Annotated in this window: 11 protein-coding genes; 4 read left to right on the top strand and 7 right to left on the bottom strand. The window is 67.4% G+C overall.

Annotation, left to right across the window (positions count from 1 at the left end; translation table 11 throughout):
* Nucleotides 1-37: 37 nt before the first annotated feature.
* Both AC57BS_RS04560 and AC57BS_RS04555 read left to right on the top strand, forming a co-directional pair.
* Nucleotides 38-3,349 (top strand): helicase-related protein, encoded by a 3,312-nt coding sequence (locus AC57BS_RS04560; protein ID WP_496410276.1) that lies wholly within the window; start codon nucleotides 38-40, stop codon nucleotides 3,347-3,349.
* Nucleotides 3,346-6,159 (top strand): class I SAM-dependent DNA methyltransferase, encoded by a 2,814-nt coding sequence (locus AC57BS_RS04555; RefSeq protein ID WP_496410275.1) that lies wholly within the window; start codon nucleotides 3,346-3,348, stop codon nucleotides 6,157-6,159. Before AC57BS_RS04560 ends, AC57BS_RS04555 begins: the two co-directional genes overlap by 4 nt.
* 71 nt (nucleotides 6,160-6,230) lie before the next feature.
* On the opposite strand, the gene AC57BS_RS04550 is transcribed toward AC57BS_RS04555, so the two are convergent.
* The 4 genes from AC57BS_RS04550 to AC57BS_RS04535 form a co-directional block, all read right to left on the bottom strand.
* Nucleotides 6,231-6,689, bottom strand: a complete 459-nt coding sequence (locus AC57BS_RS04550) for a hypothetical protein (RefSeq protein ID WP_496410274.1) — start codon at nucleotides 6,687-6,689, stop codon at nucleotides 6,231-6,233.
* 245 nt (nucleotides 6,690-6,934) lie between these two features.
* Nucleotides 6,935-7,213 carry a hypothetical protein gene (locus tag AC57BS_RS04545; RefSeq protein WP_496410273.1) on the bottom strand — a complete coding sequence of 93 codons (279 nt, stop codon included), beginning with the start codon at nucleotides 7,211-7,213 and terminating at the stop codon, nucleotides 6,935-6,937.
* 116 nt (nucleotides 7,214-7,329) lie between these two features.
* Nucleotides 7,330-8,040, bottom strand: coding sequence for a hypothetical protein (locus AC57BS_RS04540; protein ID WP_496410272.1), 711 nt, complete (start codon nucleotides 8,038-8,040; stop codon nucleotides 7,330-7,332).
* An 8-nt stretch (nucleotides 8,041-8,048) separates the two neighbouring features.
* Nucleotides 8,049-8,450: a hypothetical protein gene (locus tag AC57BS_RS04535; protein ID WP_496410271.1), complete on the bottom strand. Its 402-nt coding sequence runs from the start codon at nucleotides 8,448-8,450 to the stop codon at nucleotides 8,049-8,051.
* 853 nt (nucleotides 8,451-9,303) lie between these two features.
* On the opposite strand from AC57BS_RS04535, the gene AC57BS_RS04530 reads away from it, so the two are divergent.
* A complete protein-coding gene (locus tag AC57BS_RS04530; protein ID WP_496410270.1) occupies nucleotides 9,304-9,642 on the top strand; it encodes a hypothetical protein in 339 nt (112 codons plus the stop codon).
* 67 nt (nucleotides 9,643-9,709) lie between these two features.
* Here the strand turns inward: AC57BS_RS04530 and AC57BS_RS04525 are convergent, their stop codons facing one another.
* Together AC57BS_RS04525 and AC57BS_RS04520 are read right to left on the bottom strand one after the other, a co-directional pair.
* A complete protein-coding gene (locus AC57BS_RS04525) occupies nucleotides 9,710-11,269 on the bottom strand; it encodes a hypothetical protein (protein ID WP_496410269.1) in 1,560 nt (519 codons plus the stop codon).
* Nucleotides 11,259-11,624 carry a hypothetical protein gene (locus AC57BS_RS04520; RefSeq protein ID WP_496410268.1) on the bottom strand — a complete coding sequence of 122 codons (366 nt, stop codon included), beginning with the start codon at nucleotides 11,622-11,624 and terminating at the stop codon, nucleotides 11,259-11,261. Before AC57BS_RS04520 ends, AC57BS_RS04525 begins: the two co-directional genes overlap by 11 nt.
* 229 nt (nucleotides 11,625-11,853) lie before the next feature.
* Here AC57BS_RS04520 and AC57BS_RS04515 point away from each other — a divergent pair, with 229 nt between their 5' ends.
* Nucleotides 11,854-12,708, top strand: coding sequence for a hypothetical protein (locus AC57BS_RS04515; protein WP_496410267.1), 855 nt, complete (start codon nucleotides 11,854-11,856; stop codon nucleotides 12,706-12,708).
* A gap of 213 nt (nucleotides 12,709-12,921) precedes the next feature.
* On the opposite strand, the gene AC57BS_RS04510 is transcribed toward AC57BS_RS04515, so the two are convergent.
* Nucleotides 12,922-14,877: a peptidoglycan DD-metalloendopeptidase family protein gene (locus AC57BS_RS04510; RefSeq protein WP_496410266.1), complete on the bottom strand. Its 1,956-nt coding sequence runs from the start codon at nucleotides 14,875-14,877 to the stop codon at nucleotides 12,922-12,924.
* Between the last annotated feature and the right edge of the window lie 224 nt (nucleotides 14,878-15,101).

The following is a 15,101-nucleotide window of genomic DNA, read 5'->3' as shown; positions in this document are numbered from 1 at the left end:
ATATCGTCGGCGGGAGAGTCCACGAAAGGGAACCTGAGTGCCGAGCATCTTCGACAACATCACCGATGAGTCGAGGCTCGGCCCTGCTCTCCAGGGCGACCTGACGAACTTCGATTCCGTCGACGTTGCAACTGGGTACCTCGACTTGCGCGGATGGAGCGGGTTCGCAGACATCGTCGACGCCAAGCCCCGGGAGAGCCGCGAGACGCCGACCGCGCGGGTGCTGGTCGGGATGGTGATGCCGTCCGAGGCAGCGGCGATGTTGAGCGCCCTGCAGGAGCAGGTACAGCCGGCGGCATACGGCGCCGACCTCAACAGCCTCGAGAAGGCCATGGCGGCCAAGGACCAACTGGTGCGGCACCTGCGGACCCAGTTGATGCGTGGCATCCCGAACCAGGCCGAGCAGCGGACCCTGCAGCAGTTGCGTGACCAGCTGGAGTCCGGGGCAGTGGAGATGAAGGTCTTTACTGACGCGCCTCTGCACGGCAAGACATACATCTTCCACGCGCCGGAGAACCCGATGGCCAAGCAGCGGGCCTACGTCGGGTCGTCCAACCTGACCGCCGCCGGGTTCTACAGAAACCTCGAGCTGAACATCGACGTGCGCGACGAGGACGCCACCCAGAAGCTGGCGAGTTGGTTCGAGGACCGGTGGAACAGCAAGTTCTCCCTGCGGATCACCGCCGAGATCATCGACCTCATTGCGGAGTCGTGGGCCTCGGATCAGCAGCCGACGCCGTACGAGGTCTACCTCAAGGTCTGCCACAGCCTGTCCGAGGATGCCCGCGAGGGTATGGGGTACGTGCTGCCGCCGTCGATGCAGAACCTGCTTTTGGACTATCAGGAGACCGCAGTGCGCACGCTGGCCCGCCGGATCGTGCGCCGCGGCGGAACGATGCTGGGCGACGTGGTCGGTCTCGGCAAGACGCTGACCGCCGTCGCGACCGCGCTCATGCTCGAGGCAGCCGAGGACTACACCACGCTCGTGCTGTGCCCGAAGAACCTCGAGCGGATGTGGGAGGAGCACATCGAGCGGTACGACCTCACTGGCGCCCGGGTGATCCCGTACTCGATGGCCGACAGGAAACTCCCCGAGCTCAAGCGGTTCCACCTGGTCATCTGCGACGAGTCACATAACCTGCGCAACAACACCACCAAGGCCTCGGAAGCCATCAGGGAGTACGTCCGGCGCAACGGGTCGAACGTGCTGCTGCTGACCGCGACGCCCTACAACCTTGCCTTCGCCGACGTAGCCAACCAGATCGGTCTGTACATCGAGGACGACGAGGACCTTGGGATCCAACCCACGGTGGCCATGCAGAAGGACCCGACCCTGGCCGACCGGGTTGACGGGAAGGTCACCACGCTGGCGGCGTTCCGGCGTTCGGAGGAGGCCGAGGACTGGAAGCGGCTGATGTCCGACCACCTAGTGCGCCGTACCCGGTCGTTCGTGAAGCGGACTGCGAAGAAGGAGCCGTTCACCCTCCCGGACGGAACGTTGGGGGAGCGGGAGTACCTGCAGTTCGCCAACGGGCAGCGGTTCCACTTCCCCACCCGTGTCGCCAAGCCGCTGACCCACAAGTTCGCCAAAGACGACCCGGCGCGGTTGATGGAGGCCGAGGACACTCTCGACGCGATCCGCGACCTCACCTTGCCCCGGTACCGGCTGGCCGACTACGACGACCCCAAGGCACCTCACTCGGATCAGGACGCCAAGATCTTGGCCGACATCCGCTCTGGTCGCGGCAACGTCAGCGGATTCGTGCGCATCGGTCTGTTCAAGCGACTGTCCTCATCTGGGCACTCGTTCATCCTCAGCCTCCAGCGGCAGCGAGCCCGTAACGAGCTGTTCGTCTACGCCATCGATCAGGGCCTCGACGTCCCACTTGGAAGCTTCAGCGACCACCAGTTCATGGTCAGCGACCGCGAGCTCGATGACGAGACCGATCTGCACGGCTCGATGGAGACCCGCTACAACGAGCTGCAGCGGAAGTTGCCGGCTTCGACGAAGTGGCTGAGCACCAAGATCTTCAGGAAGACGCTGCGCAAGGACCTCGAGAGGGACAACCGGATCCTCACTGGGCTGCTCGACATGTTCGGTGCCTGGGACTCGAGCAAGGACTCCAAGGTCAACGCCCTCGTCGACCTGCTGCGCACCGAGCACCCGGGTGAGAAGGTGCTGATCTTCACCGAGTACGTCGACACCGCCGAGTACGTCGCCGAGGCCCTTCGGGAAGCCGGCATCGCGAATGTCGGGATCGCCTCTGGCCAGACCGAGGACGCCTCGAGCATCGCCCGCAGGTTCTCTCCGGACAGTAACCAACTGCCGGGTGACGTGGAGGTGCACCACGACGTCGAGCACCCGATCGACGTGCTGGTAGCCACCGACGTGCTTTCGGAGGGCCAGAACCTCCAGGACTCCCACATCGTGGTGAACTACGACCTGCCCTGGGCGATCATTCGGATCATCCAGCGGGCCGGTCGTGTCGACCGGGTTGGGCAGAAGGCCGAGGAGGTCTTCATCTACCTGATCACTCACGAGAAGGTCGAGCAGGCGATCCGGCTGCGCCAGCGGATCCGGCAGCGGCTGGGGGACAACGCCGCGGCGTTCGGTTCCGATGAGCGGTTCTTCGGCGACGACGACGAGATCAACATCCTCGACGACCTGTACAAGGGCAACGTGCCCGACGAGGACGAGCTCGACTCCGCCGAGGGCGAGGCGGACGCCGTCAGCGAGGCCTGGCTGGTCTGGTCCCGGGCAAAGGACAACAAGCCCGAGCTGGCACACCGGGTGACCCGGATGCAGGACATGATTCACAGCACCCGCGAGCCCTACGACCACGAGACCCGCACCGGTGTCACCTGCTACGCCAGCACCACCTCCGGCGTTGACGCCTTCGCTACCTCCTACAACGATGGCGGCGGCAACCTGGTCGAGCGGCTGCTCACCCCGCTCGAGGCTCTGCACACTTTCCGGGCCCAGGAGTCGACACCCACCGCAGAGCTACGAGCTGACCACTTCGAGCGGGAGACCCGTCTCGTGCGAGACAAGCTGACCACCGAGATGGTCACGGCAGGCAACCTCAAGGCCATCCGCAAGTGGGCGGTCGAGCGGCTCGGCGGCACGATCTTCGGAGCCGACGCGGCGGAGGCTCTCTCCGCGATGATGGACCGCCCCCTGACCGAGCACGCGAACCTGCGACTGCGCCAGGCGCGAAGAAGCAAGTACGGGGAGCAGGATCTCGCGGACCTGGTGAAGCAGCTGCACGAGGAGGACCGCCTCGTGATCGGTGCAAGCCAGAAGGACGAGATCAAGATCGTGTGCTCGATCGGAGTAACCGACCGATGACCCAGGACCTGGTGGCCAAGTCCGAGAAGCGCAACTACGGCGAGCTGTTCCGGTTCGACCTGAATTGGGGAGCCCCGGACCACCCACCCGTCAGTCTGCGTCTCGAGGACGACACAACGCTCACCGCCACGAACGTCTCCTCCTATAAGGGCTTGCGGGTGTGGGAGGTTCCCGCCTTCCCGGGCACCTCTGTGGAGGCACAGCTGGACCAACTGATCGCGAAGACCACCACTAACCGGCTGGTGATCTTCCATGAGGACGACAAGCAGGCCTGGCGATGGCCGTCGCGGACCAACAGGGGCGCCGGTGTCGTCTCGAGGCCGGCGCGGCACGTACACAGGACCGGGTCGAACGATCCCAAGTTCGCCGCCAAGCTCGCGGCGATCCGGCTGCCCGACGATGTACTGCTCGACGTCAACGCGGTCCTCGCCAAGGTGCGCGGTGCATTCGACGTCGAGAGCAAGAACGAGACCAAGCGGGCCTCGAAGCTCATGGCCCGGATGTACGCCGCGGTGGAGAAGGCGTACCCCGCCGGCTTCGACCCACGGAAGCGGGACCACGAGATCTCCGTCAGCTTGGCGCGGGTCCTGTTCCTGCTCTTCGGTGACGACACCGAGATGTGGGCGCCCGAGCTCTTCCAGGACTTCATCAAGGACCACACCGCCCGGGATGGGACGGACGTTGGCGAGCGCCTCAACGACCTCTTCGAGGTCCTCGACACCCCGCCAAGCACCCGGGTAGACCTCGCTGCCGAGCTGGTGGCCTTCCCGTACGTCAACGGCGGGATCTTCGAGGAGAGCATCAGGCTTCCCGCGTTGGATCACGAGTTCCGCACGGCCGTACTGGACGCGGCCGCGGTCGACTGGGCCGCGATAAGCCCGGCGATCTTCGGTTCGATGTTCCAGTCGGTCCGTGATGCGCAGACCCGACGTGAGTTGGGGGAGCACTACACGTCGGAGGAGAACATCCTCAAGACGCTGAACCCGCTCTTCCTCGACGAGTTGCGCGCAGAACTCGCACACATCCAGTCACTGCAGCGCAAGGGAGATCGCGCGAAGAGGCTGCACGCTCTCTGGAGCCGACTAGGCGAGATCCGCTACATGGACCCGGCGTGCGGCTGCGGCAACTTCATCATCGTGGCCTACCGGGAACTCCGTGAGCTCGAGCTGCAGATTATGGAGGCGCTCACCGACCTCCAGCACGGCGAGGAGAGCCAGGCACTCGACGCCGACTGGACGAGTCTGCTCCGGGTGACCCTGGACCATTTCTACGGACTTGAGATCGACGAGTGGCCAGCCAGGATCGCAGAGACCGCGATGTTTCTGATGGACCGCCAGTGCGACCTGCGGATGCAGGAGCGGTTCGGTGTCGCGCCCGAACGGCTCCCCATCCAGCGTCAGGCGCGAATCGTGGTGGGCAGCGCACTCAAGCTCGACTGGCGTGAGGTGCTGCCGCCGACCGAGAGCGTGATCATCGCCGGAAACCCGCCGTTCTTGGGAATCTCGCTGCGCTCCGCCGAACAGACCGCGGAGCTCCAGGCGGTCTGGGGCGAGAAGTACCACGGCACCCTCGACTACGTCACCGGCTGGCACGCATGCGCTCTGCGGTACTTCGGCCGCGTCGATGGCAAATGGGCGTTCGTCACCACCAACTCCATCACCCAGGGAGAGGTCGTAGCTCCACTCTTCCGGCCAATCCTGGACCAGGGATGGCAGATCAAGTTCGCCCACCGCACCTTCAAGTGGACATCAGAGGCGTCAGGTCAAGCAGCAGTCCACTGCACCATCGTCGGCTTCCAGCGGCATCCCACCACCAAGCGGCTGTTCAATTACGAGACCGTCGACGGCGTGCCCGTCGAGGTCCCCGACGTCAAGAACATCAGCCCCTACCTGACCGACAGCGTCTCCGTGATCGTCAACCCAAGCACTCGGCCCATCAGCTCTCAGATGGGCGAGGTCGCCTACGGCAACAAGCCCACCGACGGAGGATGGCTCATCGTCGAGTCCGAGGACCGCGATGAAGTCCTCGCTGACCCTGTTGCTGCGAAGTACCTCCGGCCGTACGTAGGCGCGCGTGAACTCCTTCACGGCGGTGATCGCTACTGCTTGTGGCTCGTTGACGCGCCCGCAACTGACCTTCGCCGGAGCCCCGTTCTTCGCAGGCGCCTCGAGGAAGTGCGCCAGTTCCGCGCCGAGAGCAAGGCGCCGTCAACGCGGGTTGCTGCCGGCACACCCCACCTGTTCCGGCAACTCGCCCAACCATCGGCCCCCTACCTTTGCATCCCAGCCCACGTCTCAGAGTTCAGGCCGTACTTCCTCGCCGCCCGCTACTCGCCAGACGTGATCACGAGCAACGCGAACTTCCTCAGCGAAGACCCGAGCGGCCTGGTGTTCGCGGTCATTTCCTCCAGCATGTTCATGAGCTGGCAGAGAGCGGTTGGCGGCAGACTTAAGTCAGACCTGCGGTTCAACAAGCTCCTGTCGTGGAACACCTTCCCGCTGCCCGACCTTTCGCCGAGCGCCAAGGAAGCGATCCTCGCCGGGGGAGCTGAAGTCCTAAGGGCACGTGAACAGCAGAACGGCATCTCATTGGCTGACATGTACCCGCCGGCGGGACCAGCGCCTCCATTGCAAGAGGCACATGACGCGCTGGACCGCGCCCTCAACGCGGTGTTCGGCGTGCCCGCCGGCCCGGTCACCGAGCTCGAGCGCCAGGACATCCTCTTCGAGCGCTACGTCGAGGCAACCGCAGGCCTACTAGCACCCAAGTCGGGAAAGCGTAGGAAGGCAACGGCGTCACATCCGATCTGACGCACGGTGCGGCGCCGACCTGCGGTATCGCCAGATCGCGCATCCGCCTCGATGGTTTGCCGCTGGCGGGGCTACGTGGCGCCGGGCCGTGTTCGGTAGACCTGCACCTGGTCGCGCAGCTCGTCGCTGGGGATCGCCAGTCCGGCGTACGCGGCGGCCGCCGCGGCCAGGTTGAACGAGGACGCCGGTGAGCAGACGACATCGGAGCGGCTCAGGGTGGCATCCTCGAGGCGGTCGGCGAAGGTGTCCGCGGCGGCTGCGGCGTCCGCTGCGTGCTGGGTGATCCCAGAGGGGACCGGCTTGCCGGTGCCGGATACGAAGGCCTCCCAGATGAACAGTTCCGCGTCGCCCCTCAGCCACGACTCCGGGCGAGTTGTACACCGGAGGCCAGGGAACCCCGAGCCGATGCGCTCGAGCACCCACGCGAGCTGAGCGAGACCCGTCGCCAGGGCTCCACTGCCGGCACCGGCCGACCAAGGCCGCGAGCGGCCGTCGACGGTCTCGCCCTGGCGCGCCTGTCCGAGTGTCACCCACCCGTCCACTGGCCCAACGGGGCTGACCGGAACCATCAGGGGCGCCTCGAATCCGAGCGCCACCGGCACACTGTCGTCGAGTGCCTCGAGTACGGCAAGCGCCGCGCCCTCGGGGTGTCGGCCGCCTTGGCCAACCGGCCGACGGCCAGGGAGGTCCATGCCCGCCCACGCGAAGTTCTTCCGCACCGAGCCGACATCGACAGCAACGACGCGTGGGGACATGCCCGGAACGCTACGCGCCATCAGCGGCGAGGGAATGTGAACGATGCGCTGGGGTGGGGTTCGAAGACGGCGACCAAGACGCGAGCTGGGTCGGCGGCCGCGACGGAGTCTGCTGAGACGTGCCAGTAGCCCTCGCCGTGGGCGCTGCGCACGATGCAGCGTCCATCGACGATCGCCTGGTCGTAGACGGTAACGACCTCGCCGTCTCGGGCGGGGCCGCCCTCGAGTCGGACGGGGTACGGCCGGGGCGGTGGCGTGGTGGAAATGGGGACGTTGCCGGGGATCAGTTCTGGGCTCATGGAGACAGCCTGTGCGGCGCGGGAGCTTAGTGTCTCGCCGGCGACCTCATAGGGTGATCAGGACGACTCCCGCGACGTGGTCCGCAAGCCTTGCTGAGTGCCGGCGGCCGCGAGGGTCAGGGTTTCGACCAGGTGAGCTCGAGGATCCTGAGGGCTTCCTGGACGTCCGGGTGCTCGGGGGAGAGCGGGTGGTGCTCGATGTCGTCGAGGGTGCGACTGATCGCGGGATCCTCGGCTCGCTCGAAGATGGCCCATAGGGCGAGGTCGTCGCCGTGCCTGGAGGCGAAGGTGACGCCGTCGAGCTCGGTCGTGGCGTGCAGGTGGGTGGCCACGGACTGGGTGAGGGCACGCGGACGTCCGTCCTTGAGCGCGGCCGCGTCGAAGTCGTGCAGGTTCAGCAGGTGCGCGAGGGCCACGAACTGGGGACGCAGCGCCGCGATGGACTCGGCCGCGGTGACGGCGCAGAAGCGGCCGATCAGTGTTGCGCTGGCTGCTGAACGGGGCTCCAGCCAGGAGTAGGAGATCTCGCCGGCACGGGCGGTCGGATGCACTGCGGCGTCCTCGTCATCCTCCACGATGTCGTCGAGCTCGAGCGCGAGCGTCGGGTCCGGCCGGAAGCCGGCGAGGACCTCGAGCAGGCAGGCCAGGAGGGTGGAGCCGGAGTAGATGGTGCGGAAGTTGCCCTGCCGGTCGTCCCACCGGCCGTGAAACCGGCCATCGGCGCCGGCCCACTCCCAACCCGACCAGGCCCAGGGCTCCGGCTTGAAGCCCACTCGCCAGACCTGCTCGGCCGCGTCGACGACGATCAGCTGGGGCGGCTCAGTCACCGCCGACGTCATCCGGCAGCGGCGAACGCGCGCGCGGCCGCCAGGACACCTGGGCCGACCTGCTCGAGGTCGCCCTCACGCAGCAGTCGCGCCGGCGCGACGTCGTCGAGGCGGGGGTTCATGCCCTGGAACCACGCCTGGACGACCGCGGCGGAGTCCTTCTCGCGCAGTAGCGCCGCGATCCGGTAGGCCATCCGCAGCCGGTTGACCACGTCGGTCGACGGCGTGCGCGCGTCGCCGGGGTCAGCCCACTGCCGCACGGCTCGGGTCTCCTGGACCGATCCGAGGTAGGCGACCAGCTTGGCGCCGAGCAAGTCGCGCAGCCGCTCGACGAGCTGGGGTGTGGCCAGCCGCATCGACTCCTCGTAGGCGCGAAGGTCGCCGCGGGCGATGGTCGACTGAGTGCTCATACCTGCAGTGTGCCACCTGTCGCAGCCCAATCCAATACCTAATCCCGTGCGATGTCACACCCTAAATCACACCGCCGATAACACTGACTATGTCAGTCCCAGTGTGCGTATCCGGCTTCCGTCACTCTCCCGCGCCGCTTGATTGATCACGGCAAGGGAGCGCGCATTCTTCACTTCGGCCAATGAGACGAACTATTCCTTGGTGGCGCCGCACTCCATCAACCAGGCCGGATGGGCACGGACACTCGCGAGCGGCTCCGAATGTAGCGGCGAGCGGGATCGTGCGGAGTCCGCGGCCTTTCGCGGCGCCTGGTAAGCTCGAGCCGAGGCTCGGGAAGTAGGCGCGTGTGGGGCCTTGAGCCGATCGGTCACGCGCACGCACCTCGAGACGAAGGTCAGCCATTGGCAGCGGGTGTCAGGCGCTGCGCTACTCGACCGGGTCCGACGCCGCAGCGGTCGTGCTTCTGAAGCCCCCGCGGGACCTCTCGGACGCCCAGGAGCGGTCCTCCAGCCTGGGCGTAGGCCTCATGGCCGACGGCCGGCCTGTGGTGAGGCCACGCATCGGCCGGCGGCACGCCGGGCTGCCTCTCCCGATGTCCGAGCAGTCCGCGCGGCTGATCCTCGAGTCAGAGTCGTTCTGAGCATGCGTACGCCTCCAGTGCACCTATAGGCCTCGGCCGAGACGACTTGCCGTCGATGACCTCGACTACGACCAGGCGTTCGCCGCCGCGCGGCGTCGCGTGCCTGAGGGATGGCGGATCATCGCGCTGCGCGTTGAGCGGAACCATTCGCCATGGGTTGATCGCTGAGGGGCCTCCTGCGCACCTAGGTGACCACGAAGCGAGGTGGATTAATGACTCCTTCCCCAGCCGAGAACTCGGTTCCCGGAGTCGTCACCTTCACCGCCCGTGGCAACTCTGCCCTCGATCGGCTGGCCGACGCACTGGTGGCCGAGTGCGACGGCTCCCCCACGAGCATCGCCAACCTCCTCGAACAGGTGCTGGAAGCCGACATCGAGGACCTGGCGGAATCCCTCAGCCAGACGGCCCAGCCGGCGCCGCCCGCGAGCTTCGACGTCGACGAGCTCGGGCCGCCGGCCGAGAGCCCCGACGACGCTGCGCGTCGCCGCCTCTTGACGCGGTCGCGGTTCGCCGGCGGCAAAACCGGCGCCCGGCATGGGCAGCCCCGCTGAGGGGACGAAAGCTATAGGCCGCAAAGCCGCTAAACCTGCGGAAATGGATTGTGGAGGTATGTCCCGGTCAGCGTGCGTGCCGCCGCGACGGAGCGCTGCTCGTCGCGGGCCTGGGGTCTTTCGTGTGGGACCGAGCCTGAACGATCGCCTTCCCTCTCGCCGGCCATCCTGCGGATCCGGATACTGCCTCGCCACCGACGACGCCTCCCCCGGGCGAGTGGATCGTTGCGATGGCGGATGCCGTGCTGGAGGCCCCGGTTGTGGCGTCGCCCGCGGAGCGCAGCGCCTCGGTAACGGGTGGGGGCAGCGGGACCAGGCGTTTCGCGAGAATCTGGGCTGGGGGGACCCAGACGACGTCACCCTCGGCCGGTGTGGTGACCAGCCCGGCCTCGACGTCGTTGTGCGCTCGGCGCGAGAGGGCGCGGGCGGGACCGACGAGGTTGGGGGTGTCTGCCTTCTCGACGACGACGTGCGCGAGCTCGGAGCCAGCCTCGATCGCGCGTAGCGTGGCCATGGTGGCCTCGGGGAGTCCTGGCCGGGTTGCGATCACCTGCGGTGTCGCCAGGGCGGTGGTGTCGTGGGTGATCTGGCGGTACGCGGCGCGAACCTCCGCAGCCGCGCGGGCCAGTGGGTCCTCGAGGCGGGCGCCGGGGGGAGCGAGGTCGCCCCAGCGGCTGGCCAGGTTGTTCCAGGAGCGGCCTGCTTCGGCGATCGCGGGGACCAGACGGTCCGACGGCTCAAGGATGCCGGCGGTGGCGGCAGCCTCGACGAGCACCATGCTGGCGCCGGCGATGAGTCCTTGGGTGCGGGTGATGAGCACGATGTTGGACGGTTCGAGGTCGCGGGCCAGCGCTCGATGGGACTGGATGTCCCAGCTGGCCAGGGCCTGCGCGAGGCGGCCTGGGTCGACCGGCCTCATCGCCTCGCCGGCGAGGGCTTGGGCGAACCCGTCGGTCGGGTAGCTGCGTGCGGCGTTCTCGCACGCAGACATCCGATCGACCCAGACCCCGGCGGGTGCGATCGCGTAGGGGGAGTGGTGCTGGGCCAGCTGGACCCGGCGGCCCGAGCCGCGGGCGTCGTTGACGCGGTCGCGTCCGTTGTCGTGCAGGGCGACGTTGACGGCGTGGGCGGTCAGGTAGAGGCCGTGCATGATCCTGGTCCGGGCTGCCTCGAGGTCGCGGTGGGCCTCGGTCTGCTCGTGGGGGACCTCGGCGCCGTAGCGGCGCACGAGAGCCGCGGCGTTGAGCAGGGTCTGGGTCATCTGGTCGATACGGGGGTTGGTCGGTCCCTGGCCTGGCCAGGCCTTTCGGCCGGTCAAGCTGGACTCAATAGTCGACGCTTGCGCCGACAGGCGGGTGATGGGCCGATCTCGATCGTCGACGCCAGACCGGCGACCCGGTAGCGAGGCCCAGAGGTTCTCCGCGGCCGCGACCATCGTCGGCCAGCTCCGTAGGAGCGTGCCGGCGTCGTCGCCGTCGACGTCCATGAGCAGCTGGCGGGCCTGGTAGTCGACGTCGACGAGCATCTCGCCGACGCTGCGTACGTCGCGCGGGGTCACCGGGATGTGGTTGATGTCGAAGAGCTCCTCTTCGATTTCGGCGTATGCCGGACGCGGGTCAGTAGCCAAGGTCGCGGGCTTCCCGGATGAGGTCGCACAGGTCGACGACCAGCTGCGAGCCGTGGACCAGGTCCGGCTGGTGTAGCGGTAGCGGGCGGGTCAGCTCCTCGGCCTGGGTGAGCAACTGCAGGGGCGTTCGGTCCTCGAGGTCGGGGAGCGGGTCGACGTCGGGTAGCTCGTAGTCGTCGGGCAGCAGGGCGCTGGCCTGGGAGTGGGCGAGGTAGACACCCAGCCCGAGGTCGTGGAGCGGGGAGTCGGGGGCGGCCTCGTCGGCGTCGCTCCACACCTGGGCAGCGGTCTGGTGCAGCAGCTGGGCGATCGAGCCGAGGCGGTCACAGGTGGCGCCGGCGTTGAGGGTGTCCACAGGTGTTCCTTTCAGTCGGAGGTCGGTCTGGGCCATGAACCCACGTCCCGGCCGTGGCCTGCTGCGCGGAGCGGCGGGCTGTGGATAACTCGGGGTGCTGTCGGCACCTGGGCACAAACTGGTCTCGTTCGCCTATGTCGTTCGGTGGTTGTCGGACGATCACCGCGCGCAAAGTCAAGAGGCCCGCACTAGTGCTGGAAGATGGGGGAGGGGCGAGATGAGGTTCCCAATGACCGTGCTGAGAGCCGTGACGTTGGCGCCGGCACTGCTGGTGAGCTTCGTCCTCACCGTGGTGGTGTGCGCCCTGCTCCCGCCGGCGCTGGGACTGATGGCGTTCATGGCTGCGGGCGGCGTGCTGGTGGCGCTGGCGCTGGGGCAGCTGCAGGAGCCTACGGTCGCGGCGTTGACCAGGTCACGGCCGGCGACGGAGGCCGAGTTCCGGGGGATGGCTCCGGTGCTGGCCGAGCTGGGCGGCCGCGGTGTAGACGTCGGTGCGCTGTTCGTGCGCCGGATCCAGCGGCCGAGCACCCCGGTGGCGGTGGCGATCGGCCGACGCACCGTGGTGGTCAGCCCTGGGCTGGTCGAGGCGACGTACCGCGGCGGTGTGACGGGCGCGGAGGCGGCCGCCGCGCTGGCTCATGCCGTCGGCCGGCGCCAGGCGATCCAGCCGCGGCTGGAGCTTGCCGTGCTCGCGGCGACGACGCCGTGGCGGCTGATGGTGGCGACGTTCCGCGGCGTCGGCCGTGCCTCCGCCTGGATTCCGTTTATGCGGCTGGCCTGGACGCTGCGCTGCGTCGTGGGGGTTATCTGCGTGGTGCAGTCGGTCGCCGAGGACCGGGCCTGGGCCGGTCTGCTCGGGGGCGCAGTCATCGCGCTGACCTACCTGGTGCCGGCGGCCGTCCGGCGGATCGAGCTTCACACGGAAGCCGAAGCCGACCAGTTCGTGCTCGCGGTCGGCCTCGGCCTCGTGCTGGCGGGTCTGCTGCGGCGCTACAGGCACCCCATGACGATCGAGCGAATGCAGCGCCTGGAGGCGGCCGCCGAGCAGCCCCAACGGCCGCAACTGCACCTAGTGCACGGCTGAGGCCGTTCTCGGGCGACCTCTACAGGGGCGCTTTGAGCGAGGGAGTGCACTGTCCCGATGCTGGCGTCTGCGGATGCGTTGGTAGTCGCTCGGGCGCATCCGGGGCCATGGTCAAGATGTCACCGATCCGTGCAGCAGCCCCATACGACGTCGTCACTTTCCGGCCGTGGTCTCTCGTTAGACACGCTGTCCGAGCTACAAACCTGGACGAGGTCAACGACGGAGCCGAACTTTGCGACTTATCCGCTTGTCGAAACCGAATTGCGTGGGTACGACCACGCGGTACCTACCTCGCGGGAGGTCGACCCGTCTCTGGTCCGCGGGCCCCCTAGTGTTGGTCTTTTGGATCGTTCGCCACGCGTTGTCGATACGTCGTTGAACACGGATCTTGTAGTCGCGCTCCGTCGAGTCGGGGCCGATGTCGATGTGGAGCTTGGATCGGTTCTTGACGGCCTGGACCGTCAGGGACAGCTCGGCAGGCGCGGGCGGATTGGGTAGAGCCGGGCTGGGTGCCGCGATGAGGAATGTGGTGGTGGCTGGCGAGGGGTCCGTGTTGCCTGCCGAGTCCGTCGCACGTACGCCAAAGCTGTGGGAACCCACTGGGAGCTCTTGGGTCGCCGGGCTAGTGCACGGAACCCAGGCCGCGGCGTCCCACTGGCACGTGAAGGTGGCACCCGGCTCGTCTGCTGCGAAGGCGACGGCGACCGCTGTTGCGGTCCCGTTCGTAGGCGGTTGCGCCGTGATCGTCGTTTCGGGCGCGGTGACGTCGGCGGCCACGGTCACCGTCTTGCACCCGAGCTGAGTGTTGGAGGTCCCCACGCCGATGTTGATCCCGTAGGTGCACACGGCATAGGTGCCTGGCGGCGCGGCGAGGGTCGAGTCGTAGCCATGGAGGTTGCCGTATCCCGGGAAGGCTGCCCCCACGTCCGGCCTGGACTGGTCGGCATTGATGGAACCAAAATACTTCGTCCCGCCGTAGACGTGGACGGCCAGACTCGTTCCGGGGCCACTTGGATCGGCTGCCCACCCGCTGACCCGGAGCCAGCCCGGCCTAGGAGACGCCACACGGTCGAGTGACCCGAACGGGTTGGGCTGCGGCACGTGAACCGTGCGTGAGTCGATGAGCACGTTGTCGCCCGGCGTGCCCGGCGCGTTGATGGCGTAGACGTAGACGGACTGGTTGCCGAACTTGGCGACGTCAAGAGTCTTGTCGTACCCATGGAAGTTGCCGACGCCGGGGAAAGCGGAACCCACGTCGGGACGGTGCACATCGGCAGGGCCGATGTCATAGCCTTGGGCGGCAGGGTCGCCCGCTTGGCCGCCGATGTAGACGTGTATGCGGATTGAGGCGGTGGGAGCGTCCTCGTCAAAGGCCCATCCACGCACACGCAACTGACCGGGGGTGGGAGAGCTGCCCTCGTCAAAGGACCCCCGGATCCTCCCAGCGCTTGATCCGGGCGTGCGCGCCGCCAACCACGGGATTGGGTCTACATAGCCGGGGTTGGATTCGGAGGAGCAGTTGCGTCGTCCCTTGGGGACGATACTTCCTCCGTCGACGCCCGCCGCTAGCGGGTAAATACCTAGATGCAGGTGGACGGGGCTGACGCTAGCCAGGGTGCCGACTTGCTGTCCTGCACCGACTGCCTGGCCAACGGCCACTGAGACATTGACGTGCCCGTAGATAGCGAGGAACCGTCCCGCTTGGGAGGTGTGCTCGACGCTCACTGCCCACCCGTTCCCTCCGCCCCAGTCTACGACGCGTCGGACGGTCCCGGCAGCAATTGCCCGGACGGGAGTGCCAGACGGATTACTGCCCTGCGAGTCGGCGCCAAGGTGCGCAATTCCGGTGAAGTAGGAGCCGCTGCATGAGTCGAAACCCCAATCTTCGAACGTTTCGTTCGGGATTGGATGCGTCCAACCCTGCGCTGTCGGGAACGCGCGGTTGGCAGCGGCAGCAGGGTCGACTGGTATCGCGAGCCATGCGCTCGCGGCGAGCAACAACGTGGCGAAGGTGGCAGTGATGCTGCGGGCCCAACCCCGTGAGCCGAGACGAGTTGGGTCGGGAGCCGTCTCCCCGCGTCCTTCCGAGCGACCAGCACCGTGCAGGCTGGTGAGCTGACCGCCTTGCTTCCTCGCGCCGCGACCGCGGACCCCGTGCCTAGCAACCATACGAACTCGGGGTCACGCTCACGCGCGACGCCCATCCCCTTCCTCTCGGAAGTATGCGGACGCCAGGCGACCCCCGACAGTGCTTCCCAGAAACGAGCACCAAGAGTCACCTATCTCGGGTATTGCCCGGGTCGGCGCGTTGGGGCTGCTGCCTGATCGGCTGGCGTCGACGGTTCGGACCGCAAGGCAGGTTGCTGCGATCTCTCTATTGCCCGCTCGCGGGA

The sequence above is a fragment of the Nocardioides sp. BGA-UO-ETr-FS32 genome (assembly GCF_059567905.1).
Note: the sequence above shows the minus strand (reverse complement) of the source record. Positions and strands in the feature narration are given on the sequence as shown.